27 protein-coding genes and 1 riboswitch are annotated in these 26124 nt (G+C 59.6%); of the genes, 22 read left to right on the top strand and 5 right to left on the bottom strand.

Translation table 11 applies throughout. The annotated features are described in order from the left end of the window. Positions 1 to 83 precede the first annotated feature (83 nt). The 15 genes from ACODR9_RS13625 (at position 84) to ACODR9_RS13695 (ending at position 11411) form a co-directional block, all read left to right on the top strand. Positions 84 to 614 carry a flagellar basal body-associated FliL family protein gene (locus ACODR9_RS13625; protein ID WP_488809911.1) on the top strand — a complete coding sequence of 177 codons (531 nt, stop codon included), beginning with the start codon at positions 84 to 86 and terminating at the stop codon, positions 612 to 614. A gap of 3 nt (positions 615 to 617) precedes the next feature. Next, on the top strand, positions 618 to 1622 hold the full coding sequence (gene fliM, locus ACODR9_RS13630) for a flagellar motor switch protein FliM (RefSeq protein ID WP_488809912.1): 1005 nt from the start codon (positions 618 to 620) through the stop codon (positions 1620 to 1622). Further along, positions 1619 to 2074, top strand: coding sequence for a flagellar motor switch protein FliN (fliN, locus tag ACODR9_RS13635; protein ID WP_488809913.1), 456 nt, complete (start codon positions 1619 to 1621; stop codon positions 2072 to 2074). The genes fliM and fliN overlap by 4 nt, the downstream gene beginning before the upstream one ends. Further along, positions 2074 to 2532 (top strand): flagellar biosynthetic protein FliO, encoded by a 459-nt coding sequence (gene fliO / locus ACODR9_RS13640; RefSeq protein ID WP_488809914.1) that lies wholly within the window; start codon positions 2074 to 2076, stop codon positions 2530 to 2532. The genes fliN and fliO overlap by 1 nt, the downstream gene beginning before the upstream one ends. Beyond that, positions 2532 to 3275, top strand: coding sequence for a flagellar type III secretion system pore protein FliP (gene fliP, locus ACODR9_RS13645; RefSeq protein ID WP_488809915.1), 744 nt, complete (start codon positions 2532 to 2534; stop codon positions 3273 to 3275). The genes fliO and fliP overlap by 1 nt, the downstream gene beginning before the upstream one ends. A 2-nt stretch (positions 3276 to 3277) precedes the next feature. Further along, entirely contained in the window at positions 3278 to 3778 is a 501-nt protein-coding gene (locus ACODR9_RS13650) for a GNAT family N-acetyltransferase (RefSeq protein WP_488809916.1), read from the top strand. Further along, a complete protein-coding gene (fliQ, locus tag ACODR9_RS13655) occupies positions 3775 to 4044 on the top strand; it encodes a flagellar biosynthesis protein FliQ (protein WP_045848343.1) in 270 nt (89 codons plus the stop codon). Before ACODR9_RS13650 ends, fliQ begins: the two co-directional genes overlap by 4 nt. An 11-nt stretch (positions 4045 to 4055) precedes the next feature. After that, complete coding sequence (fliR, locus tag ACODR9_RS13660; protein WP_488809918.1) at positions 4056 to 4832, top strand: flagellar biosynthetic protein FliR; 777 nt, start codon at positions 4056 to 4058, stop codon at positions 4830 to 4832. 76 nt (positions 4833 to 4908) lie between these two features. Beyond that, positions 4909 to 5634 carry a YebC/PmpR family DNA-binding transcriptional regulator gene (locus ACODR9_RS13665; RefSeq protein WP_124644319.1) on the top strand — a complete coding sequence of 242 codons (726 nt, stop codon included), beginning with the start codon at positions 4909 to 4911 and terminating at the stop codon, positions 5632 to 5634. 153 nt (positions 5635 to 5787) lie between these two features. After that, positions 5788 to 7083 (top strand): aminopeptidase P N-terminal domain-containing protein, encoded by a 1296-nt coding sequence (locus ACODR9_RS13670; protein ID WP_488809920.1) that lies wholly within the window; start codon positions 5788 to 5790, stop codon positions 7081 to 7083. Between the two features lie 2 nt (positions 7084 to 7085). Further along, positions 7086 to 8282 (top strand): FAD-dependent monooxygenase, encoded by a 1197-nt coding sequence (locus ACODR9_RS13675; RefSeq protein ID WP_488809922.1) that lies wholly within the window; start codon positions 7086 to 7088, stop codon positions 8280 to 8282. A gap of 11 nt (positions 8283 to 8293) precedes the next feature. Beyond that, positions 8294 to 9442 (top strand): UbiH/UbiF family hydroxylase, encoded by a 1149-nt coding sequence (locus tag ACODR9_RS13680; RefSeq protein ID WP_488809923.1) that lies wholly within the window; start codon positions 8294 to 8296, stop codon positions 9440 to 9442. 15 nt (positions 9443 to 9457) lie between these two features. Continuing rightward, complete coding sequence (locus ACODR9_RS13685) at positions 9458 to 10195, top strand: DsbC family protein (protein WP_488809924.1); 738 nt, start codon at positions 9458 to 9460, stop codon at positions 10193 to 10195. 27 nt (positions 10196 to 10222) lie between these two features. Continuing rightward, complete coding sequence (locus ACODR9_RS13690; RefSeq protein ID WP_488809925.1) at positions 10223 to 11008, top strand: energy transducer TonB; 786 nt, start codon at positions 10223 to 10225, stop codon at positions 11006 to 11008. Positions 11009 to 11150: 142 nt separating this feature from the next. Next, on the top strand, positions 11151 to 11411 hold the full coding sequence (locus ACODR9_RS13695; RefSeq protein ID WP_488809927.1) for an acyl-CoA-binding protein: 261 nt from the start codon (positions 11151 to 11153) through the stop codon (positions 11409 to 11411). Positions 11412 to 11570: 159 nt separating this feature from the next. Here ACODR9_RS13695 and ald read toward each other — a convergent pair whose 3' ends face one another. The 3 genes from ald to ACODR9_RS13710 form a co-directional block, all read right to left on the bottom strand. Beyond that, positions 11571 to 12695 (bottom strand): alanine dehydrogenase, encoded by a 1125-nt coding sequence (gene ald / locus ACODR9_RS13700; RefSeq protein WP_488809928.1) that lies wholly within the window; start codon positions 12693 to 12695, stop codon positions 11571 to 11573. 366 nt (positions 12696 to 13061) lie between these two features. After that, the gene (locus ACODR9_RS13705; protein ID WP_488809929.1) at positions 13062 to 14663 is read right to left on the bottom strand and encodes a diguanylate cyclase domain-containing protein; all 1602 of its coding nucleotides are present in this window, start codon (positions 14661 to 14663) and stop codon (positions 13062 to 13064) included. Positions 14664 to 14768: 105 nt separating this feature from the next. Next, positions 14769 to 16805, bottom strand: coding sequence for a site-specific recombinase (locus tag ACODR9_RS13710; RefSeq protein WP_488809930.1), 2037 nt, complete (start codon positions 16803 to 16805; stop codon positions 14769 to 14771). A gap of 12 nt (positions 16806 to 16817) precedes the next feature. Between ACODR9_RS13710 and ACODR9_RS13715 the strand changes: the two genes are divergently transcribed. Further along, the gene (locus tag ACODR9_RS13715; RefSeq protein ID WP_488809931.1) at positions 16818 to 17066 is read left to right on the top strand and encodes a hypothetical protein; all 249 of its coding nucleotides are present in this window, start codon (positions 16818 to 16820) and stop codon (positions 17064 to 17066) included. Here ACODR9_RS13715 and nhaR read toward each other — a convergent pair. After that, entirely contained in the window at positions 17058 to 17957 is a 900-nt protein-coding gene (nhaR, locus tag ACODR9_RS13720) for a transcriptional activator NhaR (RefSeq protein ID WP_488809932.1), read from the bottom strand. The two genes, ACODR9_RS13715 and nhaR, sit on opposite strands and share 9 nt — an antisense overlap. Before the next feature lie 143 nt (positions 17958 to 18100). On the opposite strand from nhaR, the gene htpX reads away from it, so the two are divergent. The 5 genes from htpX (at position 18101) to ACODR9_RS13745 (ending at position 23829) form a co-directional block, all read left to right on the top strand. Next, a complete protein-coding gene (gene htpX, locus ACODR9_RS13725; protein WP_488809933.1) occupies positions 18101 to 18982 on the top strand; it encodes a protease HtpX in 882 nt (293 codons plus the stop codon). A gap of 98 nt (positions 18983 to 19080) precedes the next feature. Next, positions 19081 to 20079, top strand: a complete 999-nt coding sequence (locus tag ACODR9_RS13730) for a TerC family protein (RefSeq protein WP_488809935.1) — start codon at positions 19081 to 19083, stop codon at positions 20077 to 20079. 109 nt (positions 20080 to 20188) lie between these two features. Further along, a riboswitch (Fluoride riboswitch) is annotated at positions 20189 to 20288 on the top strand. 76 nt (positions 20289 to 20364) lie between these two features. Further along, on the top strand, positions 20365 to 21654 hold the full coding sequence (locus ACODR9_RS13735) for a voltage-gated chloride channel family protein (RefSeq protein ID WP_488809936.1): 1290 nt from the start codon (positions 20365 to 20367) through the stop codon (positions 21652 to 21654). 118 nt (positions 21655 to 21772) lie between these two features. Then, positions 21773 to 22984, top strand: coding sequence for an MFS transporter (locus ACODR9_RS13740; RefSeq protein ID WP_488809937.1), 1212 nt, complete (start codon positions 21773 to 21775; stop codon positions 22982 to 22984). 62 nt (positions 22985 to 23046) lie between these two features. Further along, positions 23047 to 23829, top strand: coding sequence for a CDP-diacylglycerol diphosphatase (locus ACODR9_RS13745; protein WP_488809939.1), 783 nt, complete (start codon positions 23047 to 23049; stop codon positions 23827 to 23829). 33 nt (positions 23830 to 23862) lie between these two features. Here ACODR9_RS13745 and ACODR9_RS13750 read toward each other — a convergent pair whose 3' ends face one another. Continuing rightward, on the bottom strand, positions 23863 to 25068 hold the full coding sequence (locus ACODR9_RS13750; RefSeq protein ID WP_488809940.1) for an MFS transporter: 1206 nt from the start codon (positions 25066 to 25068) through the stop codon (positions 23863 to 23865). 103 nt (positions 25069 to 25171) lie between these two features. On the opposite strand from ACODR9_RS13750, the gene ACODR9_RS13755 reads away from it, so the two are divergent. Then, complete coding sequence (locus tag ACODR9_RS13755; RefSeq protein WP_488809942.1) at positions 25172 to 26089, top strand: LysR family transcriptional regulator; 918 nt, start codon at positions 25172 to 25174, stop codon at positions 26087 to 26089. Positions 26090 to 26124: the final 35 nt, after the last annotated feature.

Consider the following 26124-nt stretch of genomic DNA (forward strand, 5'->3'; position numbering starts at 1 on the left):
TCAGTTCGTGCGGAAATCTGGAAAATATAATAAGGAAATGGCTTAAGATTTCCTTATAAACCTAACGTACGGACTGAAGACCCATGGCAGAAGACAAAAAAGCGGATAAAGCGGACAAGGGCGAGAAAAAAGCAGGGGGTGGCAACAAACTGATGCTGGTGGTGGTGATTCTTCTGGTGTTGGTACTGGCCGGCATGGGTGGCCTTGCCTACGTGATGTTCACCAATATGAACAAGCCGCATGATGCGACGGCCCAGACTGAGCAGACCAAGGAAAAAGCCAAGAAGAAAAAAGAAGGTCCTCCCATCTTTGAAAAGCTGGATACCTTTGTTGTCAATCTGTCTGGCGGTGATGGCAGCCTGCTGCAAGTGGACATGCAGGCCGAATTGGGTGATGAAGAAGCCAAGAAGAAGTTTACCGATTACATGCCCAAGATCCGCAGTGCGCTGATCCTGCTGCTGTCGTCCAAATCGGCAGCCGAGCTGTCCACCCCGGATGGCAAGGTCAAGCTGAAGGCGCAGGTGAAGCAGATCATCAATGAGTCCATGGATTCCGGCGAAGAAGAGCTGGTGCAGAGCGTACTCTTTACTTCCTTCATCATTCAGAAGCAGTAAGCGATGGGCGACGATATCCTGTCCCAGGAAGAGGTGGATGCCCTACTCAGGGGCGTCACCGGCGAGGACGAAGATGATGACAGCGCGCAGGACTCGCAAGGAGTCCGTGGCTATGATATCGGCCGGCAGGAGCGCATCGTGCGCGGCCGTATGCCGACGCTGGAAATCATCAATGAACGTTTCGCCCGTAACCTGCGTATAGGTCTGTTCAATTTCATCCGGCGCAACGCGGAAATTTCCGTGGGCCCGGTGCGGGTGCAGAAGTACAGCGAGTTCATTCGCAATCTGGTGGTGCCCACCAACCTCAACCTGGTTCATGTCAAACCGCTGCGCGGCACCGGCCTGCTGATTTTTGACCCGGATCTGGTATTCCTGATCGTGGACAATCTGTTCGGCAGTGATGGCCGCTATCATGTGCGCGTGGAAGGCCGGGATTTTACTCCGACCGAGCAGCGCATCATCCGCCGTCTGCTGGAGGTGGTGTTTTCCGAATGCCAGAAAGCCTGGGAACCGGTGCACCCCATCGAATTCGTTTACCTGCGCTCGGAAATGAACACCCAGTTTGCCAATATCGCAACGCCCACCGAAGTGGTGGTGGCGATGACTTTTCACATCGAACTGGGTGCCGGTGGCGGCGATTTTCACATCTGTCTGCCATACTCCATGGTCGAGCCGATTCGCGATGTGCTGTCCAGCACCATGCAGGCGGACCGTACCGAAGTGGACAACCGCTGGGTCAGCCTGATGACGCACCAGGTGCAGGCGGCAGAAGTGGAACTGGTAGCCACCCTGGCGGAAACCAAGGTCACGCTGGGGCAGATTCTCAATTTGAAAAACGGTGATGTGGTGATGCTGGATGTGCCGGAGGCCGTGGTGGTGGATGTTTCCGGCATCCCGGTACTGGAATGCCACTATGGTACCGTGCAGGGGCGCTATGCCCTCAAGGTAGACAAGGTATTGGCCGGGGCTGGCGAATTCGTCGAGCCCGCAGGAGACAACAAGCAATGACTGAGCAGCTAGAAGAAGGTCAGACCCCGGGAGCGGCGGAAGATGAAGTGTCGATGGATGACTGGGCCGCCGCAATGGCGGAGCAGGAAACCACCGATACGGAACAGGCCGCCGCCGCTGCCGCAGTACAGCCGGCAACCAATCTGTTCCAGGAACTGGGTACCGGCAGCGAGTCCTCGCTGAACGTGCCCAGCAACCTGGACATGATTCTCGACATTCCGGTGCAACTGACGGTGGAGCTGGGGCGTACCAAAATTGCCATCCGCAACCTGCTGCAGCTGGCGCAAGGCTCGGTGGTGGAACTGGACGGGTTGGCCGGTGAGCCGATGGATGTACTGGTCAACGGCTGCCTGATCGCCCAGGGTGAGGTGGTGGTGGTGAATGACAAGTTTGGTATCCGCCTGACAGATATCATCACGCCGGCGGAACGTATTCGCCGCTTACAAAAGTAATGCGCATCACTGGCAAGGTTTGGGGCCTGTTGCCGCTGGCCTGGTCCTGTACCACGCTGGCGGCGATTGCCAGCTCGCAACCGCTGGTCGCGGCCAGCAGCCCAACACCGTTTACCAGCCTGCTGCAGGTCATCCTTGGCCTGGCCGTGGTACTGGCGGCCATTGTCGGGCTGGCCTGGCTGTTTCGCCGTATGTCCGGCGGCATGCTGGGCGGCAGCAACCGCTTGCGCGTGGTGAGTGGGGTGTTGGTTGGGCAACGTGAAAAAGTGGTGATTGTCGAGCTGGAAGGCGAATGGCTAGTGCTGGGGGTGACCAGCCACAGCGTCAACCTGCTGACCAAGATGGACAGGCCGCCGGATGCCGGTGCCGAGGTGGTACAGCCTGGCGAGCCCTTTGCGCGCTGGCTCAAGGCAGCCATGGAAAAGGGTCGCCAGAAATCCGAAGTTACAAACAAATAATGAAACTCTCCTACCGATTGCTGCCCCTGCTGCTGCTGGTTCTGCCCGTGCTGGCGCAGGCGGCGGGCTTGCCGCTGATGACCAGCACCCCCGGTGCCGGTGGCGGTCAGAACTACTCCTTGTCGCTGCAGATGCTGTTGTTCATGACAGCGCTGGGTTTTATCCCGGCCATGCTGCTGATGACCACAGCCTTTACCCGTATCGTCATCGTGCTGTCCCTGTTGCGCCAGGCCATGGGGGTGACCCAGTCGCCGCCCAATCAGGTGATTCTGGGGCTGTCGCTGTTTCTTACCCTGTTTGTGATGGGGCCCACTTTTGATCAGGTGTACAACAAAGCCTGGGCACCGTTTTCCGACGACAAGATCAGCTTTAACCAGGCGGTGGAAGAAGCCAGCAAGCCGATGAAGGCCTTCATGCTCAGCCAGACCCGCGAGAAGGACTTGGCCTTTTTCATCGAGATTTCCCGCTCGGAAAAACCGGCCACCAAGGCGGATGTGTCGATGAAGACGCTGATTCCGGCCTATGTCATCAGTGAGCTGAAAACCGCTTTCCAGATCGGCTTCATGGTGTTCATCCCCTTCATGATCATTGACTTGGTAGTGGCCAGTATCCTGATGGCCATGGGGATGATGATGGTGTCACCAGTCACCATCTCCTTGCCCTTCAAGTTGATGCTGTTTGTTCTGGTGGACGGCTGGACCCTGCTGATGGGTTCGCTGGTACAAAGCTTCTACACCGGCTAACAATGGAATTCCACCCGCTTACACCGGATATGCTGCCACTGTGTCACGCCCTGTGTGCTGACAGCATTGCGGCCCTGCCGGATCATGCCTACCCGCTGGCGGCTCGCCTGGCCTGGGCCGGTATCTGGGACGATGAAACCGCTTCTGCCTGGCATGCACGCCTGTGTGCCAGCTGGAGCATTGGTGTGAGCGCTGGTGGCGAATTGCTGGGTTTTGCCTGGCTCACGCAAACCGGTGAGTTCGACATGTTGTATGTGGCACCTGCCGCGCAGCGTCGCGGGCTGGCACTGCAGATGATCCGCCAGCTCGAAGAGACGGCGTCGCAGGCAGGGGTGGTCGCCCTGCATGCCTGGGCCAGCCATGTGGCGAGGCCGGTGTTCGAGCAGGCCGGCTATGTCATGTGCAGAGCCAACACAGTGACGCGGGATGGCGAGACGCTGGAAAACTGGCTGATGGCCAAAGGCGGCTGGCAGGAGCCCGCCAGCACAAGGAGAGAATCATGAGTCCGGAACTGGTCATCAATCTGGTACAGAACGCACTGTACATCCTGATCATCGTCTCGGCACCGGTGTTGCTGGTGTCGCTGGTGGTGGGTCTGCTGGTGAGCGTGCTGCAGGCGGCTACGCAGATCAATGAAATGACGCTGACCTTCATCCCCAAGCTGCTGGCCATGTTTCTGGTACTGGTGCTGGCCGGCCCCTGGATGCTGAACACACTGGTGGAATACACCACCCGGCTGTTTCAGAGTATTCCCAGCGTCATTGGCTGACCCGGCGCGCCATGTTCAGTATTTCTGACGCGCAGATCAATGCGCTGGTGGCCATGTTTGCCTGGCCGTTTGCCCGCATTATCGGCTTGTTCCTGGTCGAGCCGCTTTATTCCTATCGCGGCGTGCCGCGCCGTTTCAAAGCCGGCTTCGCGCTGATGTTGACCATGCTGGTGGTGCCGCTGCTACCACCCACACCGGCGGTGCCGGTCATCTCGGCGGCCGGTATTGCCATCCTGTTTCAGCAATTGCTGATTGGCCTGGCCATGGGCTTTGTCATGCGTCTGACCATGACCGCAGTGGAAATGGCCGGTTTCATCATGGGCGCGCAAACCGGCCTTGGTTTTGCCATGTTTTTCGACCCCATGCATGCTGCCCAGGTGCCGGTGATATCGCAGCTGCTGTCGATGTTTGTATTCCTGCTGTTTCTTACCTTTGACGGGCATCAAGTCGTCATTTCCACGCTGGTGGAAAGCTTTCAGGTACTGCCCATTGGCATGAGCATGCCAGCGCAGGGCTTGAAGGCCCTGGTGTTATGGGGCAGTCACATTATTTCCTGGGGTATCTGGTTATCCATGCCGGTGATTGCGGCACTGCTGGTCACCAACCTGGCCATTGGCGTGATGACCCGTGCAGCACCGCAGTTCAATATTTTTACCTTCGGCTTTCCGCTGACGATGATGATCGGTTTCATCACCATCTATCTGACGCTGCCGCTGATGGTGCCGGCCATCGAGCAGATTTACGGCCAGGCCTTCACCTTCATGCTGGCCATGCTGAAGGCGAAATAGCTTTCTGCTAGAATAGCGGCCAAATTTTCCGGCATTAAACCGGCCCGGCTGCGGGCCACACGAGATTGAGGCAATTATGGCAGGTCATAGCAAATGGGCGAACATCCAGCACCGCAAGGGTCGTCAGGATGCCAAGCGTGGCAAGATCTTCACCCGTCTGATCAAGGAAATCACCGTTGCTGCCAAGATGGGCGGCGGCGATGTCAACATGAACCCGCGTCTGCGGCTGGCAGTGGACAAGGCCAAGGCCGAATCCATGCCCAAGGACAATATCGATAACGCCATCAAGCGCGGTACCGGTCAGCTCGAAGGCGTGGATTACGTTGAATGCCGTTACGAAGGTTATGGCATTGGCGGCGCTGCCGTGATGGTGGACTGCCTGACTGACAACAAAACCCGCACCGTGGCCGATGTGCGCCATGCCTTCTCCAAGTATGGCGGCAATATGGGGACTGACGGCTGCGTGGCCTTCCAGTTCAGCCATTGCGGCTTCCTGGTGTTTGCGCCGGGTGTGGATGAAGACGCACTGATGGAAGCCGCACTGGAATGTGGTGCGGAAGACGTGATCACCAATGATGACGGCTCCATCGAAGTCATCACCGGCCCGTACGAATTCAGCGATGTGAAACAAGCGCTGGAAGACAAGGGTTTCAAGGCGGAAATGGGCGAAGTCACCATGAAGCCGCAAAACGAAACCGAACTGGCCGGTGAAGACGCCATGCGCATGCAAAAGCTGCTGGATGCGCTGGAAGATCTGGACGACGTGCAGGACGTGTACACCTCCGCCACGCTGCTGGACTGACAGGCTGTCGGTATCACTGCAAGGCTTGCCTGCCGGCAAGCCTTTTTCATGTCTGGCGCTTGCTGATCGTCAGCATCGGCAGCATCGCCGCAGCAGTGTAAACTGCAGCCATGCCGGGATATTGGCCGGTTCAAGTCATGCGAAAGAGTCATCATGTACCAGAGTCATGCCGAGCGCCGTACGCGTCTGATGCAGCAGATGGGGGAGGGCATCGCCATCCTGCCTACCGCGCCCGAAGTGGTGCGCAATGCCGACAGCCACTACCCCTACCGGGCTGACAGCCATTTTCTTTACCTTACCGGCTTTGCCGAGCCGGAAGCCGTACTGGTGCTGGATGCCGGGACGGGCAAATCCATCCTGTTCTGCCGGGAAAAGAACCTTGAGCGGGAGGTGTGGGAAGGGTTTCGTTTTGGCCCGGATGGCGCGCGTGAAGCCTTTGGCTTTGACGAGGCCTATTGCATCAGCGAACTGGATGCCCGCCTGCCCGATCTGCTGAGCGGCCAGAAGTCGCTGTGGTGGAATATTGGCCGCAATGCCGGTTTTGACGCGCGGGTGAATGGCTGGCTGGACGCTGTGCGCCAGCGTTATCGCAGCGGTGAACAGCCGCCCGCGCTGTACCACGACCTGCTGGCGGTGCTGGATGAAATGCGCATGGTCAAGGACGCTGGCGAACGCGCCACCTTGCGCCGTGCCGGGCAGATTTCCGCCCACGGCCATATCCAGGCCATGCGCGCCACCCGGCCGGGCATGATGGAATATCAGGTGGAAGCGGAAATCCTGCACACCTTCATTCGCAATGGTGCCCGCTACCCGTCCTACGAAAGCATCGTGGCTGGCGGTGCCAATGCCTGCACCCTGCATTACGCAGCCAATAATGCGCGTCTGAACGATGGTGATTTGCTGCTGATCGATGCCGGTTGCGAACTGAATGGCTATGCTGGAGACATCACCCGCACCTTTCCAGTGAATGGTAAATTCAGCGCCGCCCAACGTGATGTATATGAAATCGTGCTAGCGGCGGAACTGGCAGGCATTGCCGAGGTCAAGCCTGGTGCACTGTGGAATGCGCCGGGCGATGCTGCCCTCGCGGTGCTGGTGCAGGGCATGCTGGACCTCAAGCTGCTCACCGGCAGCGTGGACGGGGTGATTGAATCCGGTGCCTTCCGTCAGTTCTACATGCATGGCATTGGCCACATGATTGGCCTTGACGTGCATGATGTCGGCCAGCGCAAGCTGGGCGGTCAATGGCGCAGCTATCAACCCGGCATGTGCACCACCATCGAACCCGGTCTGTATATCCGTCCGGCGGATAATGTCCCGCCGGCACTGCACAATATCGGTATCCGCATCGAGGACGATGTGCTGGTAACCGAAGACGGCCACGAGGTGTATACCGCCGATGTGCCCAAAGAAATCGATGCAATTGAAATCCTGATGCAGGGTGTCTGAACATGAAGAACACAGACAGACAACACAGCCGCGACTGCGGCCATGATGGTGGCGAGCACGCCGACATCATTATCGTTGGCGGTGGGCCGGTAGGCGCGCTGGCCGCGCTGCGTTTTGCCGCAGCTGGCCGCCGTGTATTGCTGGTAGAAGCCCGTGCCAAGGATGCTCCGCTCAACGACGCCCGTGCGCTGGCGCTATCCTGGTATAGCCGTGAAGCATTGGCAGCGTCTGGTGCATGGCCGGACGACTTGCCCGCCAGCCAGATCGACAGCGTGCATGTGTCACAGCAGGGTGCATTTGGCCGAACCCGGCTGGATGCGGCCGATCTCAAACTGCCACATCTGGGCGTGGTGGTGGATTATCCGGCGCTGACGCTAGCCATCAATGCCCGGCTGGAACAGGCCGGGGTACAAGTATGGTGGGAAACCCGCGTTGAAGCAGTCAACAGCATGGCCTGCTACGCCACGGTAAAAACCAGCGGCGTGCATGGCGATATCAGCCTGACCGCACGTTTGGTGGTACTGGCCGAAGGCGGAGCGCTGGCGGACAGCCTGCCCGGTATCAAGCGTCTGGTGCATGACTACCAGCAATGCGCGGTGCTGGCCGAGGTGACAACCGAGCAGCCACCGGCCGGGGTGGCCTATGAGCGTTTTTCCAAGCAAGGCCCGTTTGCCCTGTTGCCGCATGGCGATCAATACATGCTGGTATGGACCCGCAGTCACGATGATGCCCAAGCCCTGCAGCAGGCTGCGGATGAGCAGGTGATGGCCGAATTGCAGCAGGCCCTCGGCGAGCGCCAGGGCAAGGTGCTGGCCATCGGCCCGCGCGCCAGCTTTCCGCTGGCACTGCGTCAGGTCAACCGTGTCAGCAGCGGGCGCGTGGTGCTGATTGGCAACGCAGCGCAAACCATGCATCCGGTGGCGGCACAGGGCCTGAACCTGGGCCTGCGCGATGCTATCGGCCTGACCGAGGCGTTGAATGATGTTAGCGATCCGGGCGATGCGGCTGCCTTGGCGGTGTATGCCGCCAGCCGTAAACTGGACAGCCATGCCGTGGTGGGTTTCACCCACGGCCTGATCAAGCTGTTTGACGGCGATTCCGCCCTGGTCAGTGCCTTGCGCGGCGTGGGCATGAGCACGCTGGACAGTGTGCCGCCGCTGCGGCGTGCCTTTGCCCGGCATCTGGTATTTGGGCTTTAGGAAACAGATTCATGACTCAGTACGATGTCATCATTGTTGGCGGTGGTCTGGTCGGTGCCAGTCTGGCACTGGCCCTGGCCGACAGTGGGCGCAAGATCGCCCTGCTGGAAGGTGCTGCCGCTCGCTTTGACGATCTGGAGCAAGGCTGGGATGCCCGCATCTATGCGGTTAGCCCGCTTAACCGCCGTTTTCTGGAACAACTGCAAGCCTGGCCGGATATGTCCCGCATCGGCACCATTGCCAGCATGGATGTATGCGGCGATGCCGGTGGCCGCATCCAGTTTGCCGCCAGTGATGCCGGTGCCAGCGCGCTGGCATGGATAGTGGAAAACCGCTGGCTGCTGGCCCGCTTGTGGCAGCGGCTGGCCGATAGTAGCGTCGATTGCCTCACCGGTGTGCGCCCGGCGGCACTTGCCACCACAGCCAGCATGGCCAGCCTGACGCTGGAAGATGGCCGTGTGCTGCAAGGCGCGCTGGTGGTGGGGGCGGATGGTGCCAACTCCTGGGTGCGTAGCCAGACCGGCTTGGCCGCCAGCATCAAGCCCTATGGCCAAAGCGGAGTGGTGGCCAACTTTGCCTGTGAGAAACCGCATGGCAATATCGCCCGGCAATGGTTTACTGGTGACAGCATCCTGGCCTGGTTGCCCATGGCGGGTAATCGTATTTCCATGGTGTGGTCCACAGCCCGGTCTGATGCCTTGCTGACGCTTTCTGCCGAGCAGCTGTGCGCACAGGTGGCCGCCGCTGGCAATCACCAGTTGGGCCATCTGAGCCTGCTGGGGCCGGCGGCAGCCTTTCCCTTGCGCTTGATCCAGCCGGCAGCGGTTGTCAGCCAGCGGCTGGCGCTGGTTGGTGATGCGGCGCACACCGTGCATCCGCTGGCGGGGCAGGGGGTCAACCTGGGGTTTCAGGGTGCCGCCAAGCTGGCCGCCTTGCTGCAAGCACCGGGCGATGCCGGCAACTGGATGCTGCTGCGCCGTTACGAACGTGAACGGCGCGAGGCGGTCAAGACCATGCAACTTACCTGTGATGGCCTGTACCGACTATTTCATACTCAACACGTGCCAGGCCTGTCCTGGTTACGCAATACCGGCCTTACCCTGACCAACCGGCTGACACCGCTCAAGCGCCAGTTTGCCCGTCATGCCATAGGCTTCTGAACCCGAGGATTGTGAATGAAAACCACTGTAAAAGCCCTGGCGCTGGCCGCCTCCCTGTTGCTGAGCATGACTGCCTGCAATGCCAACGCCACTTCTACCGGCACCGAGCAGGTAAAAAAAGCGTTCACCACCCGCTTTCCCAACCGTCAGGTGCTGAGTGTCAGCGAAACCCCGGTGCAAGGTATTTATGAAGTCGTGGTAAAGGGCAAGCAGATTGTTTACACCGATGCGTCTGCAAAATACCTGTTTGTCGGTGATCTGATTGATACCGATGCCAAGACCAGTCTGACCGAAAAGAAAATGGCTGATCTGAATCGTCTGGACTTCAACAAACTGCCGCTGAAGTACGCCATCAAGGAAGTACGTGGCAATGGCGCACGCAAACTGGCGGTGTTTACCGACCCGGACTGCCCGTATTGCAAGCAGCTGGAGCGCGAAAGCCTGCCTGAAATCACCAATGTCACGATCTACACCTTCCTGTACCCGCTGGCACAGCTGCACCCGGATGCACCGCGCAAGGCACGTCAGATCTGGTGTTCCAAGGACAGGCTGAAAACCTGGACGGCTTTCATGCGTGATGGCCAGGAGCTGACCGGCACCGACAAGTGCGATACCTCCGCGCTGGACAAGATTGAAGCCATGGGTGACGAACTGGGCATTACCGGCACGCCGGGCCTGATTTTTGCCAATGGTCGACTGGTGCCGGGTGCCATCGCCAAAGAAGACATCGAAAAGCTGCTGGATGCCAAATAAGCTTTTTGCCGGAGCCTGCCCGGCATCATGAAACTGCCGTTCGGGCTGCGCTGCTTCCCGCAGGCTTGGCGTTGGTCGGCCTTGTCCGATTCCGATCGGTTGATCCTGGCGCTTAGCCTGTCATTGTTACTGCATGCACCATTATTGATGCGATGGGCTTCCGAGGGCAGTCTGCGTGGCCAGTCGCAGCGCATGACAGTGCGGCTGGCTAGCAATACCGGCCAAGCGACCGCACACAGGGCGCCGCGCATTGCCCCGCCTCTTCAGGCTAAGGCGCTGCCGGCACCCGCCGTCAAGCCATTGGCTGGCAAGGTAATGCTGTCAGTGCGGCAGAAGCTGCATTTGGCTAAGGCAGCCAGCGCAGCGCAGGCACAGCAGCCGGTGCCGCTGTATTTTCCGTTGGGATCCGGAGATGCCTCGGCTCCGTTTGCGTTGGCAGCGGACAGTGGCATGGCGGCAATCTCGGACGAAGATGCCAGTGCGCAATTGCTGGGCTTTGATTTTTACTATGCTGCCCGGCAGGTGGATGTGCTGGCGCTGGAGCAACTGCCTATCCAGTTGGTGGCCCCTTATGGGCTGGGCATGGATGATGTTGACATTACCTTGCGGGTGTATATCAACGAGCACGGAACCGTGGATACGGTACAGATGGTGTCGGCGCGTCCCGCAGAGGCAGCGCTGCCGTTGATGGAGATCTTCCGCCAGGCCACGTTTTACCCGGCCATCCGCGATGGCCGTGCGGTAAAAAGCTTCAAGCTGATCCGCATTGGTCCGCAAACGGATGGCGATAGTGGTACGGTACTGAACAATTGAAAGCATGGCCGCACCGGCTGGCTTGGTTTCATGCTAAATTCAGCCACTCCGGCACTGGTTTTGCTGCGCAGCAAGCCTGGCTGGAGTTGATTCAATACAGCGGAACATACCGCTTTGATAATCCGACCACGAAGGAAGAAGCATGTCTGATCTGAACGCGCTGTTCACCCAGGCCCAGGCCGATGTCACCTCGCTGTCCGAGCGCCCGGACAACCAAACCCTGCTGCAGCTGTACGCACTGTACAAGCAAGCCAGCGAGGGCGATGTGGCCGGTGAACGTCCCGGCATGATGGACTTCATCAATCGCGCCAAATACGATGCCTGGGATAAGCTCAAGGGCATGGCCAGCGATGACGCCAAGCAAGGCTATGTTGATGTAGTGCAGAAGCTGCTGGCTGACTAAGCCCGGTCGCCTTGCCAGCCACAGACCGCTGCCCCTGATCGGCCAGCGGTTTTTTTGCGCCTGATGCCGGGCGCTTACTGTGGTCGCGGGGGCCTGCAATGTAAAAAGCGGGCCCCCTTTCGGGATGCCCGCTTGCCTGTGATACCGGCTGGCCCGGGGTCAGGATGCGGCCTTGATGGCTTCGACCGGATCGACATAGGGATAGCCCAGGTCTTCTGCCACGGCCTTGTAAGTAATCTTGCCATGGCAGACATTCAGGCCGTTGCGCAAGTGCGGATTATCCAGCAATGCCTGACGCCAGCCTTTGTCGGCCAGTTCCTGGGTGAAGGGCAGGGTGGCGTTGTTCAGCGCTTGGGTAGAGGTGCGGGCCACGCCGCCAGGCATATTGGCCACACAGTAATGCACGATGCCATCCACTACGTAGATGGGGTCCTGGTGCGTTGTTGCGCGGCTGGTTTCAAAACAGCCGCCCTGGTCGATGGCCACGTCCACCAGTACGGCACCGGGTTTCATATTGCCCAGCATGGCGCGGGTCACCAGCTTGGGTGCAGCAGCCCCCGGAATCAGCACCGCACCAACCACCATATCGGCTTCGCGGATGCATTCATCGATATTGGCGGTATTGGACACCAGGGTCTTGATGCGGCCGCCAAACACCATGTCGATTTCCTTCAGACGCGGCAGGGATTTATCCAGGATGGTGACATCAGCACCCAGTCCGGCCGCCATGCGTGCCGCATTCAGCCCGACTACGCCGCCGCCAATCACCACCACCCGTGCCGGGGCCACGCCGGGCACGCCGCCCAGCAGCACACCACGGCCACCCTGGGCTTTTTCCAGCGCATGGGCACCAGCCTGGATGGCCATGCGGCCGGCCACTTCCGACATAGGAGCCAGCAAGGGCAGGCCGCCACGCTCATCGGTTACCGTTTCGTAGGCAATGGCAATCGCGCCGGATTCGGTCAGCATCTTGGTTTGCTCCGGGTCCGGTGCCAGGTGCAGATAGGTGAACAGGATTTGTCCTGGGCGCAGCATGCGGCATTCCACCGGCTGGGGCTCCTTGACCTTGACCACCATGTCAACTTTGGTAAATACCTCTTCGGCTGAAGAAGCAATCGAGGCGCCGGACTGGATGTATTGCTCATCGGTAAAGCCGATGGCGAGCCCGGCCTGGGTCTGCACCAGCACCTTGTGACCATGACCCACCAGTTCTCTTACACCGGCAGGGGTGAGACCAACGCGATACTCGTGGTTTTTGATTTCCTTGGGTACACCGATCAACATCACCGTCTCCTTCTGTTATCTGGATGGAAGCAACAGCAAACGTCGCGGGCAGGGGGAGCCGTCTGCACAGGGCAGGCTGCCTGCTCGGCTAGCCGGAATGGCGGGGTAGGAGGTCTGAACAGACCACCCCATTATCAGTTTCCGGCTTTGGGTGATTTGTAGTATATGGAGCCAGCCTTGGCCTTATTCACTGTAGTTTTTTACTACAACAGGGTTATCAGCTGGAAATATGATGAATTTTGGTGACGGGATGCTGAAATTAAAGTGGGTGTCGGTTGGCTTGATCGCGATCAAAAGACTGGCTTTGACCGATGCTGTTTTCCTGAGGTGGATATTGCGCTGCAGCAGCTGAAAGTGGCCCGCGCCTTAGTTGTGGCGCTGGCAGTCGCCACCGTTGTACTTGGCCAGGTACATCGCCTGATCCGCCTCCTGCATCAGCGAATCTGCCGTGCTGTCGGCGCGGTCCAGTGCAATGCCGATGGAGATGCCCACCTTGAATGTTGCATCACCAATCAGCAGCGGCGGCTGCATGGCGGCAATGCATTTGTCGGCCACGATACGGGCCATTTCTGCAGCCTGAGTATCCAGATGGCTCATCAGCAGGATGAATTCGTCTCCACCAATGCGGGCCAGGGTGTCGGACTCGCGCACAATCGCTTGCAGCCGTGCCGTCACCATGCGCAGTGCTTCGTCGCCAGCATCATGCCCCAGGCTGTCGTTAATGCGTTTGAATCCATCCAGATCCATGAATAGCAAGGCCAGGTGCGTGTGGTGTCGGCGAGATTGCGCCAGTGCAAGTTTCAGGCGGTCTGCCAGCAGGCGGCGGTTAGGCAGCCCGGTAAGGCTGTCATGATGCGCCAGTCGTTCCAGCTGGCCTTGTTGTTCGTGCAATTTCCCCAGCAGACGGTTGAAGGCGGCAATCAGGTGGCCGACTTCGTCACGGCGGCGGATAGACAGGGGTAATAGCGGCATGTCGCCATGTGCCATGCGTTCGGCGTCTTCCGCTGCCTGAAACAGCGGACGCAGAACAAAATACATACAGAGGGTGGCCAGCAGGGCAAACAGGATGGTGGCGATGATGGCCCCCTTGATGGCGAAAAACTGGGCGTGGCCAACCGTAGCAAATGCTTCGCTGGCAGGAAGCTGCGCCACGACAAACCAGTTAGTGCTGGGGACGGTAACCATGGCGGCAACTTCTTCTTCGCCATTGGCATTGGTGGTAATGCCACTGCCGCGATAACCGGCCATGGCACGGTCATGCAGCGGATTATTTCCAGGCGGGGGCAGCGGGCTTAGCGCCATTTCTTTGTGCGAAGTGGCGATATACATATTGTCGCGAGGCGAAACCAGCAGAAACCCGCCCTTGCCATGGCCGATCTGGGTTTTTTGCAGCAGATCGAGGAAGCCGGGCGTAGAGATTGGCGTAATGCCGACCAGGATGGCACTCACCTGCTTGTGCCGGTCAAACAGCGGGATCGCCATGGGAAGGATGGGCACGCGCAGGGCAATGCCGATGACCGGTTTGCCGATGTAACTGCGGCCCTTGGCGGCAGACTGGATGTAGTCGCGTTCTGCGTAGCTGTGGTTCTGTCGACCCGGTACCGTGGGGTAGTCGGCAATCACGCGGCCACGCGGATCGGTAACGAACAGGCCGCCGGGAAACAGGCTCTGGTAGCGATAGTGCTGGCGCAGCCAGTCCTGCAGGGCAGCTGGCTGCACCAGCAGGGTTTGTGGCAGGTCAGTGGCTAATTGAGACAGCAGAGTCTGCCGCTGGGTGATCTTGTCATCGATATCCCTGGCCACATAGCCCGCCATGGCCTGTTGCTGCTCTTGCACAACAGTGGATAGTTCCTGCCGCAGAAAGCTGCCCAGTGCGTAGTAGCGTATCACCGTTCCCAGGCTGACCAGGCAGACCACCAAGATCACCAGCCGGGTGATGATGCTGTCAAAGATACGGCGCTTACTCATCAGGGCGGGGAAATAAATGAATGAGCGGCAAGTTTAACCGAGGTGCCATGCCGCGTATATCCATATTACCCTCTCCCGCTGAAGGGAGATGCCCACCGGCTGGGTTTAATGATCCTGCTGTCCGGGTTGGGGCGTGGTGCCATCCTCGGCCCGGTTGCCGTGCGTGGTGGCTGGCGGGATGAGAAACAGCAGCGGCTGGCGTACAAAGCGTTTCAACAGCAAGGGGACCAGTGGTAGCACTTGCCGGCCGTCCAGCTTGCGCGAGCGCAGCGCAACCCATAGCGCCAGGCTGAAACTGACTGCCAGATTGGTCATGCCAATCAGGACAAGGCCGCCACAATACATGGCCACCATGCCGAGCGGCAGCTGGAAATCCAGCGTGACCAAACCAAACGCCAGATTGGCTGCCGAGAAGGTGATATGGCGGATATCCAGCGGCAGGCCAAGCATGATGCCGATGGTGCCGGTCAGGCCCAGAAACAGGCCGAAATAAAAATTGCCGGCCAGCGCACCCAGATTGTGTTCCACATAGTGCCCAAGCTTCCAGGCCCGGTGGCGGCCCAGCAGCTTGTTGAGCAAGGGGTGCGCCGCCAGCCGCTCCGGTATGCGGCGGTAGATGGCCTTGTTGTCGTAGTAACCGGCAATCAGCCCCGACAGAAAGAGAAATACACCGGCAATGGCGGCATGCGGCAGGGCCAGGCTGGATACCGGGTCCAGGTCGTGCAGCAGGTGGTGTGCCTTGTCGGGCGATACCACCGTGCTGCCTGCCAGTGCATGCCAGCCATAGGCAATGATGGCAGCGGTAGGAATGGCCAGCAGCACATTGCCCAGAATGGCGATGAACTGGGTACGCAGCACCTTGATCACCAGTTCGGCCAGATCATCCAGTGCTACGCGGCTGGCGCTTTTTTCCTGCTGGTGCAGGGCGGCGGCAATCCGCGCGGCAGTCATCGCTGGCTGCTTGGTGGCAATGGTGAAATGCAGCAGCTGCACGATGATGAAGCCGATGGCGTAGTTCATGCCATAGGCCAGCCCTTCCCACAGCAGGGGCAGGTGGGCCTGGGCCAGCAGCAGCTTGATCAGGGCCATGATGCCAACGATGAGGCCGGCACCCATTGCCGCCTTGGCCATGCTGCCCCATTCCCGGCGTGATTCGGCAATATAGTGTTCGCCATGACGGCCAGCATGTTCGGTTACCTGCAGGGCAAGCAGCTCGGTGTTGGATTTGAAGACATCGCTGACGCTGTATTTGCGGTTTTCCGCACGGGCGAAATCCACCAGCAAATGAAACAGGGCCGGGTTATGTGCCGGGTCGTGTTCCGGCTCCAGCAAGGCCAGCAGTGCGCGCAAGCGATTCAGGCTTTGCAGCAATCGCAGTGCCTGATAGGTGAGGTTGACGGAAATGCCGTTACGGGACGCATTCTTGCGAATTTTGCCCAGAATCAGCTCGCACTGCTCCAGCAATACCAGAATGTGCTTGTCGTCCACCTGCGAATGCGTGTGTTCGGCCAGTGCCCGTCGGTAGCTGTCGGCATAGCTCAGTACTTCGGCATTCAGGTGCAGGAAGGGGGATTCGAAACGCTCGATGTCTGGATAGACCCGTACCAGTTCCGGTTCCAGGCCAATGGCGGTCACCCGTGCGCTGAGTATCTGTACCGATTCCAGCATTTGCAGACGGGTCTGGATCCAGCTGCTGCGGTCTTGCTCTTCATGCCAGGCCATGGCCTGCCACAGCTGTTGCCAGGTTTCATCCGGAATGGCCGCCAGCCAGATGTGATCCTGCTTCCAGCGGAAGAGGCGGCCAAAGCGGTCCTGCAGCGAATCTTCCCGCGTGGGCATGGGCAGCAGCCGCTCGCCGATGCGTTTGGAGAGCGTGGTGAAAAAGCCGGTATTGGCAAGAATGCCGGATTCGGTATACAGCGGAATCTGCCTGGTTTGGGTCAGTAAGTCGAGAAATGCACTGCGCAGGGCCTGACGGTGGTCGGCGTGATGTTCCAGCAGCCAGGCCAGCGCGCGGAAATTCATGATGGCCTGTTCGTGATTGTCGGCACTGCTGGGCCGCAGGCTGCGCACCAGGTCCGCCAGTGCGGCGGCGGCAGTGGTTTCGCCCTGTTGCAGGCTGAGAAAAATGGCATCAAGCATGGGATTGGGCAAATGTGGCATCCATTCTGGCGGCAGCGCCGACCAGTGCCTGCGCTGCCTGTCTATCGATGTCGTATGGTCAGCATGTTCTGGCTGGCTTGGGCTTTCGCGCCCTGGGATGTGGCAGCATGTGCTAATGCTGCAGATTTACAGCCAGTCAGCATGCAATATACATTAAAAATCAGACTATTCTTATATATTGGAAGTTCAAATAGCTCTGAAATATCGATGCAATTTGATGAGAAATCATCATCAGGATGATTCTGTTTCTGCCTGCTGAATAATCGCCTGAACCGCCTTGTGCTGCAATTTGCGGCGGTTGGTAATGGCGTAATAATGCTCTTCCACACCGCTTATCCGGCCTAGCAGGCGCAGCTTGCCACCGTCGGTGATGTCGTCTACCGAAAAAGCCGGTGCCGGAAACAGCCCGGCTCCTTGCTCACCAAAGGTTTGCAGCAGTGCGCCGTCCTTGAACTCTCCGACAATTTCCACACGTATGCCTTGCTCGTCCAGCCAGTGCTCCAGCTGGCTGCGCAAAACATTGTCACGGCTGGGCAACAGCAGGGGAGCACGCTGCAGGCTGTGCGGGAAGCCTTCCTGATAGCGTGCTACCAGTTGCGGGGTAGCAAAAATCATCACCGGGCAGCGGGCCAGCAAGTGGGACTGCATGGCTTGCTGGCCTGCGGCTGGTGCCGGTCGGTCCGCCAGCACCAAGTCCAGGCTGTGGCTGGCCAGCTCGTGCAGCAACTGATCGAAAGCGCCTTCATTACAATGCAAACGTAGCCGTTGTGGCAGCGCCAGTGCCGGCTTCAGCAGGCGGTAGGCAATGCTCTTGGGCAGCACGTCGCTGATGCCGCTGCTCAGGCGCAGGGTTTGATCCAGTTGCGCGTCGGCCAGCATTTCCTGCAGTTCCTCACCCAGCTGGAAAATACGGTCGGCGTAAGTCAGCGCCATGCGTCCGGCTTCGGTCAGCACCAGTCCGCGCCCTTGCTGGGTGAACAAGGCGCGGCCAATTTGCTGCTCCAGGCGCGAAATCTGGCCGCTCACTGTTTGCGCGCTCATGCCCAGTTGCTGGGCTGCTGCCGTGACGCTGCCGGCGCGTGCCACGGCCCAGAAGTAATGCAGATGCTTGTAGTTGAGCTGACTGAACATGATTGATTCGAAATTTTCGTATGGATATTACTATTTTATTTGATTTTTTCGTGGCAAAGAAACATCTATCATGCAGCATCTGAACGTCGTGGCCATGTTGCAAGACAGAGGCCATCAACCAACCACCACCGAGGGGATAGATCATGAAACGTGTGATTCTGCTGATCGCCACCAATATTGCGGTGATGCTGGTGCTAAGCATCGCCGCCCAATTACTGGGCATTAACCGCTTTATTACTGCCGGCGGCCTGAACATGGGCAGCCTGCTGGCCTTTGCTGGCCTGATGGGCTTTGGCGGCGCCTTCATTTCGCTGTGGATGTCCAAGACCATGGCCAAGTGGAGTACCGGTGCCCGGGTAATCGAACAGCCTAGCAACGAAACCGAGCGCTGGCTGCTGTTTACCGTACGCAAGCTGGCTGATCGCGCTGGCCTGCCCATGCCGGAAGTTGCCGTTTACGATGGCGAACCGAATGCCTTTGCCACCGGTGCCAGCAAGTCCAATTCGCTGGTGGCGGTATCCACCGGCCTGTTGTCGTCGATGACTGAACAGGAAGTTGAAGCCGTACTGGCGCACGAAATTGCCCACATCCAGAACGGTGACATGGTGACGCTGACGCTGATCCAGGGCGTGGTGAATACCTTTGTGTTCTTCCTGGCCCGCGTGGTGGGTTATCTGGTGGACAACTTCCTGCGCCGTAATGACGAAGAGTCGTCCAGCGGCACCGGCATTGGCTATTTCATTACCGTGATTGTGTGCGAAATCGTGTTTGGCATTCTGGCGTCCTTCATCGTGATGTACTTCTCGCGTCAGCGTGAATACCGTGCCGATGCCGGTGCGGCCAAGCTGCTGGGTAGCCCGCAGCCGATGATTGCCGCGCTGCACCGCCTGGGTGGTGTCCATGCTGGCGAGCTGCCGCAGAACATGGCCGCGTCCGGTATTTCCGGTGGTGCTGGCCTGATGGGGCTGATGTCCAGCCACCCGTCGCTGGAATCGCGTATTGCTGCCTTGCAGTCGGCACTCTAAGGGTTTGCAACTGCAACGGGTGTGATCGATGAGCAGGCTGGTCCTGCTCATCTGCGTTTTAGCCGGATGGTGTGGCAGGTATTTACTGAAAGAATCGAATGATGGAATGGCTGAATCTGTTGTTTGTCGGCACGCCGCTATGGATGTGGCTGATGTTCATAGGCATTGTGGCCGCGTTGCTGGTGTTTGATCTGGGCGTGCTCAACAAGAACGACCACGAAATCGGTGTAAAGGAAAGTCTGAAACTGTCGGCTTTCTACATTGCCATGGGGTTGTTATTTGGCGGCTGGGTATGGTGGTATCGTGGCGCCGATGCTGGCATGCAGTATCTCACCGGTTACCTGGTGGAAAAATCACTGTCCATGGACAACATCTTCGTGATGTCGCTGATTTTCAGCGGTATGGCGGTGCCACGGCTGTATCAGCACCGAGTACTGTTCTGGGGCATTCTGGGTGTGATTGTGCTGCGGGCTGCCATGATAGGCCTGGGCGCGGTACTGGTAACCGAGTTCAAGTGGGTGCTGGTGCTGTTTGGTCTGTTTTTACTGCTGACCGGGGTCAAGATGCTGTTCAGCAAGGAGGAGGGCCATCCGTCGCTGGAGGACAACAAGTTGTACCAGTGGCTGCGTCGTCATCTGCGCCTGACGCCTACCTTGCATGGTCATCACTTTCTGGTGCGTGGCGAGCAGCACGGCTTGGCGCGGGGCTGGTGGGCAACGCCCTTGCTGCTGACACTGATGCTGGTGGAAAGCGCCGACCTGGTATTTGCTGTGGACAGTATTCCGGCCATCTTTGCCATCACCCAGGACCCGTTCCTGGTGTACACCTCCAATATCTTTGCCATTCTGGGCCTGCGGGCGCTGTATTTTGCCCTGTCGGCCATGGTGCACCGCTTTGAATACCTCAAGTATTCGCTGGCCATCGTGCTGGTATTCATCGGGGTGAAAGTGGGGCTGGTGTATCTGAATGACATCCAGCTGGTGCAGTTCCATATTCCTACCGGGGTATCGCTGGGCGTGACGCTGGCTCTGCTGGTGAGCGGTGTGCTGTATTCCTTGTACAAGACCCGTAACGATGTAGATGACAGCCTGTCATGAGGCTGCGCTGACCACCTCAACGCCGCGCTGACGCTGCTCAGGCCGGGTTTCCCTGTAAGGGGGGCCCGGCTTTTTGCTTGTCGCCCGTCGGCTTTGTCGCTAGCATGGCTTTTCTTTGGGAGATGGCATGCCTCCCGCCTGTTCGCCGCCGTCTGCATGGCAGCGGCAGCAGCAAACCGCCCATCCGGGCTGATGATGCCTGCAGGATTCCCGTGCCGGGAGCTGCAGGCGCATCTGTGCTTTCCGGCCGGGTGGTGATTATGTGTTGTCATTCAGAAGAACTCCATGTTTGCCATTTCCCGTTCTGAAACCCTTGCCATGCTGCCGCGCATGAGCAAGTTGCTAGTACTGGCCAGCCTGGTTGCCTTGCTGGCCGGCTCTGCGTCCGCTTTTTTCCTGCACAGTCTGGTATGGGCGACAGCCATGCGGCATAGCCAGCCATGGCTGTTATTTCTGCTGCCGCTGGCTGGCTTTGTGGTTGGCTGGGTTTACCTGCGCTTTGGCCGTCAGGTGGAGGCGGGCAATAACCTGCTGATCGACGAAATTCACGACCCCACCCGCATTGTGCCGCTGCGCATGGTGCCGCTGGTACTATGGGGGACGGTGATGTCCCACTTGTTTGGCGCTTCGGTGGGGCGCGAAGGCACCGCCGTGCAAATGGGCGGAGCCTTGGCCGATCAGGTTACGCATTTGCTGCGGTTGGGCAATGCGGATCGGCGTATCTTGCTGATGTGCGGGATTGCTGCCGGTTTTGCCTCGGTATTTGGTACACCGCTGGCGGGTGCAGTGTTTGCGCTGGAGGTGCTGGCCATTGGCCGCATGCGTTACGACGCGCTGTTTCCCTGCCTGCTGGCGGCCATCGTGGCCGATCAGGTGGGCCTGGGCTGGGGTGTGCAGCATACCCATTACGCCATTAGCCAGTTTCCCACGCTTGGAGCCTGGAGCTTGCTGGCCACGCTGGTGGCCGGTGCGCTGTTTGGCCTGGTCGGCAAGTTGTTTGCCAACAGCACCCATGCCTTGTCGGCGCTGATCAAGCGTCATGTGTCTTATGCGCCCTTGCGCCCGCTGCTTGGTGGGCTGCTGCTGGTTGCCATTGTCTGGCCAACTGGTGCCGAGCGCTTTATCGGGCTGGGCATTCCCACCATCGTGGACGCTTTCAGCCAGCCACTCCCCGCTTATGATTTTGCTGCCAAGCTGGGCTTGACCGTGTTGTCGCTGGCCAGTGGTTTCAAGGGTGGCGAAGTGACCCCCTTGTTTTTCATCGGTGCCACGCTGGGCAATGCCTTGTCCCCGCTGTTGCACCTGCCGTTCTCCCTGCTGGCCGGACTGGGTTTTGTGGCGGTGTTTGCCGGGGCGGCCAATACGCCATTGGCGTCCACCATCATGGCGATGGAGCTGTTTGGCAGTGAGGTGGGCATCTACGCCGCGCTGGCCTGTGTGGCCAGTTACATGTTTTCCGGCCATACCGGCATTTACCGCTCGCAACGCATTGCCCATGGCAAGCACCGCCCGTTTCCACGCGGGCTGAAACTGAGCGAGCTGGCGGCATGGCGCAAGCAGCAGGATAAAGTGTAATAAGGGCATGCCGGTGCTGCTGACGATCTCATCGCTTGTCGTTTGCAGGCATGGCTGTGGCCGGTCTCTGATGCATAATGGTGAACCTTGTTGACCTCAATGCGGAGGCCGTCAGTCCATGGAAGGCGTGATGGTGGTAGAGCGCAGCTGGCGCAGCATGTTGCGGGCGGTGGCCAGCCTGTTGCTGGCTTATGCCTTGCTGGTGGTGGGTAATGCGCTGGGTAGTACCGAAACCTCGCTCAGCCTGCTGGCCAATGGTGTGCCGGTGGCGGTGGCCGGCATGGTGCAGTCGGCTTACTATGCCGGTTTCTTTGCCGGTGGTTTTGTCTGTAGCGGTATGATCCGCCAGTACGGTCACCACCGCGCCTTTGCTGCTTTTACCGCCATGATCTGTGTGCTGACCCTGTGCCAGGCCTTGTTTACCTCGCCCTGGCTGTGGCTGCTGTCGCGGCTGGGCAATGGCCTGGCCATGGTGGGTATCTACATGGTGGTGGAAAGCTGGCTGAACGGCTGTGTCAGCAATAATCAGCGCGGACAGTTGTTTTCGCTCTACCTGATCATTAGCTATCTGGGAGCCAGCGCCGGTCAGTGGTTGCTCAAGCTGCCATTCACGCAGACCGGCTGGCCTTTCATCATTGTGGCCATGCTGTTTGCCCTGGCCATCATTCCCGTCACGCTGACCCAGCAAAAGCCGCAGCAGTTGTCCGCGCCCAGTGCCGGCAGTGTGCTGGGTCGTGCGCTGCGCACGCTGCGCCTGCTGGGACGGCGCGCACCACTCAGCCTGGTGGGTGCGCTGTTGGCTGGCTGTTTCAACAGTGCCTTTTACACCATGATGCCCGCCATGCTCAGCCAGCTGGGCAAGTCGGCAGCGGAGATTGCCGGTTTCATGGGGATGGCCTTGCTGGCGGCGCCGCTGCTGCAATGGCCGATGGGCAAGTGGGCTGACAGCAGCGATCGTGGTCAGTTGCTGGCCTATTCGGCATTGGTGGTGGCTGGCTTGTCACTGGTGCTGATCCTGCTGACCGGCAGCGACTGGATGCTGCCGCTGGTGATGGTGTATGTGGCGATTGCCTTTACTTTTTACGGCACGCTCAGCGGTATTGCCAACGATGCCATGCCGCCGCGCCACCGGGTGGAAATCAGCGCATCCCTGCTGATGGTGTATGCGCTGGGCGGCACGCTGGGGCCGCTGTTGTGCTCGGTGGTGATGGCACAGATGGGGCCGTCCGGCTACTTTGTGGTGTCGCTGGCCTTGTCCGCCGTGCTGGGCCTGTACGCGCAGTGGACAGTCAAGCGCTGGCCCTTGCCCAGCTTGCTGCCGCCGCGCTGAGCGACGGTTTGTCATTCGCTTGCGGCAAAATGCGGTTTTTCCTGTGGCAGAGGCATCATTCGATGGCGGTGAAAATCTTTCGGGGCAGTGCCGTGCTGGCGCTGCTTGGCTTGCTGGTGTCCTGGGCGGTATATGCCGCCAATGCCGATGCCTTGTGGAATATCGTGCATCAGCAATGCGTGCCCAACTGGCAGCAGCAGCGGGATCCGGCCCCTTGTGCACAGGTGTCGCTGCAGCAGGGCGAGGACAAGGGCTTCATCGTGCTCAAGGATATTCATGGTGTATTGCAATACCTGCTGATTCCCACCGCGCGGGTCAGCGGTATTGAAAGCCCCTTGCTTTTGCAGGCGGATGCGCCGGACTACTGGGCTGCCGCCTGGCAGGCAAGGCAGTGGATGGAGCGGCTGTATGGCAGTGTGCTGCCGCGCGAGGCGGTGGCCCTGACGGTGAACTCGCCATGGGGCCGCAGCCAGAACCAGCTACACATTCATGTTTCCTGCGTCCGGCCGGAACTGCCCGCGCGTTTGCAACAGGCTGGCATCGGGCCGCACTGGCAGCCGCTGCCAGAGGGCATCAACGGCCATGCCTATCTGGCGCGGGCGGTGTCGGGGGAGACGCTGGATGGCGTACAACCGTTTCGCTTGCTGGCCGATGAGGTGGCAGGTGCCAGCGGGCAGATGGGCAGCTACACCCTGGCGGTGATTGCCACCCGCTTTGCCGATGAGCCGGGTTTCTGGCTGCTGGCTAGCAAGGCGGATGTGCTGGCCGGCAACTTTGCCTCTGCCGAAGGCGATGTGCAGGACCACGCCTGTCAGGTGCTGCCGCTGCTGGCGGTCACCCACTAGGTGCTTGTGGTCTGTCTGCGCATCTGGACTGGCTCAATTGGGCTGGCGTTGTCTGGCCAGCTCCCAGGCGATGACGCCGGTGAGGCTGCAGGCAGCACCCACCACCACCACGCCCGTCCAGCCCCAGTGGCCATAGGCCCAGGCGGAAGCCAGCGATCCGGCAGCCCCGCCGATGAAATAGCTGGTCATATAGGCCGAGGTCAGCCGGTTGCGCGCTTCCGGGCGAATGCGGTAAATCGCTCCCTGATTGCTGACATGGCAGCCAGCCACCCCCAGATCCAGTAACAGAATACCCACTAGCAGGGCAGTTACCGAATGCGGTGCCAGCGCCAGCGGCAGCCAGGCCAGCAACATCAGCCCCAGGCTGAGCCGGGAGGCCAGCGCGCCATGCCCTTTGTCGCTTAGCCGTCCCACGATATTGGCGGACAAGGCCCCTGCGGCACCGGCCAGGCCAAACAAGCCGATAGTGCTGTTGGAAAAGCCAAATGGCGGTGATGCCAGCAAGAAGCCCAGCGAGGTCCACATCACGCTGAAGGTGGCAAAGGCCATCGCGCCCAGCAAGCCGCGCAGCCGCAGGCTGGGTTCCTCTGCCAGCAGCCGGAGTACCGATTTCAGCAATTGCGGGTAGGGTAGCCCCGCTCCTGCATGGCTGACTGGCAACTGGCGTGCCAGCACCAGCGTCATCAGCAGCATGGCGGCGGCACCGCACCAGTACACGGTATGCCAGCCGCCCAGGTCTGCCAGCAGGCCGGCCACGGTGCGCGCCAGCAAAATACCAGTCAACAGGCCGCTCATGATGGTGCCGACCACGCGGCCGCGTTCGGCCTCGGCTGCCAGGCTGGCACCCAGCGGCAGCAGGATTTGCGCCACCACCGAACACAGTCCGGCCAGTGCGGTACCCAGCAGCAACTGGCCGAAGCTGCCTGCGGTGGCACTGATCACCAGCCCGGTAGTGGCCAGCAGCATCATCAGGATAATCAGCCGCCGCCGCTCCAGCATGTCCCCCAGTGGAACAATCAGCAGCAGGCCGAGGGCATAGCCCAGTTGGGCGGTGGTGACGATGCCGCCGGCACTGGCGGCGGAGATGCCCAGTCCGTGGGTGATTTCCGGTAGCAGTGGCTGGGCGTAGTAATTGCCGGCCACGGCCAGGCCGGTGGCCAGTGTCATCAGCCACATCAATAGTGGGCTGAGGCCAGAGCTTGTATTTGCCGGGTGGGGCAGGGTGTGGGTGGTGTGCATGTGCGGGCTTTCGGTGGGAAATTTGCCGGTGATTTATTGAATTCCAAAAAGTATCTACTGGCTGAAAGGATGACTCCAATGTATTGTTTTCATGTTTTTGATCGTGAAACGAGATGATTGGATGAATCTGCGCCAGATCGATTACGTGCTGGCGGTGGCCGAAGAAGAAAACTTCACCCGTGCCGCCGAACGCTGCCATACCGTGCAATCCGCGCTCAGCCACCAGATTGCGCGACTGGAGCAGGAGTTTGGCACCCGTTTGTTCGAACGTTCCTCACGCCAGGTCATCCTGACTCCGGCTGGCCATACCTTCGTCAACCACGCCCGCCAGGTGCGCGAAGCCGCGCAGCGGCTGGAAGACGAAATGGCGGCGGCCACTGGCGAAATACGCGGCTGTCTGCGCATAGGCTGCATTTCCACCCTTAGCCGACTGGATTTGCCCGGCCTGCTCGCCGAATACCATCGCCGCCATCCGCAGGTGGATGTGCAGCTGGCCATGCGCATGAGCGATGTGATGATGGAAGAACTGCGCGTGCAGCAGATAGACGTGGCTTTTCTTGGTGTATGGCCTGGCGAGACGGTGCTGGGGCTGGATGCACGCCTGCTGTGGGAAGAGCCGCTACTGGCCTTGCTGCATCCGGACCATCCGCTGGCAGTCCTCAGTCAGCTGGATTTATCACAGCTGGCACAGTGCACGCTGGTGGACTGGCCGGCTGGCACCGGCCCGCGCCAGCAGACCGACATGGCGTTTGCAGCCCAGGGCATCCGCCGCCGGGTGGCGTTCGAAGTGAATCATGCCGACATGCTGGTCAGCCTGGTTCGTAGCGGCTGTGCCGTCGGCATGGTGCCGGCATTAGGGGTTGGACAGCATGCCGGGCTGACTGCGCTACCGGTGGTGAACGGGCCACGTCGTCGTGTCTATCTGGCCTGTCACGATAGTCCGACGCCAGCGGCAGCGGCCTTTCTGGCCTTGGTGGAGCACTTTTTGCAACCGGCACACGATGAGGGGCGCGCATGCTAGGGTATGGCTTCTGTTTTTCTGCATTGCAGGATTGC

The organism is Aquitalea sp. FG25 (genome assembly GCF_057809375.1).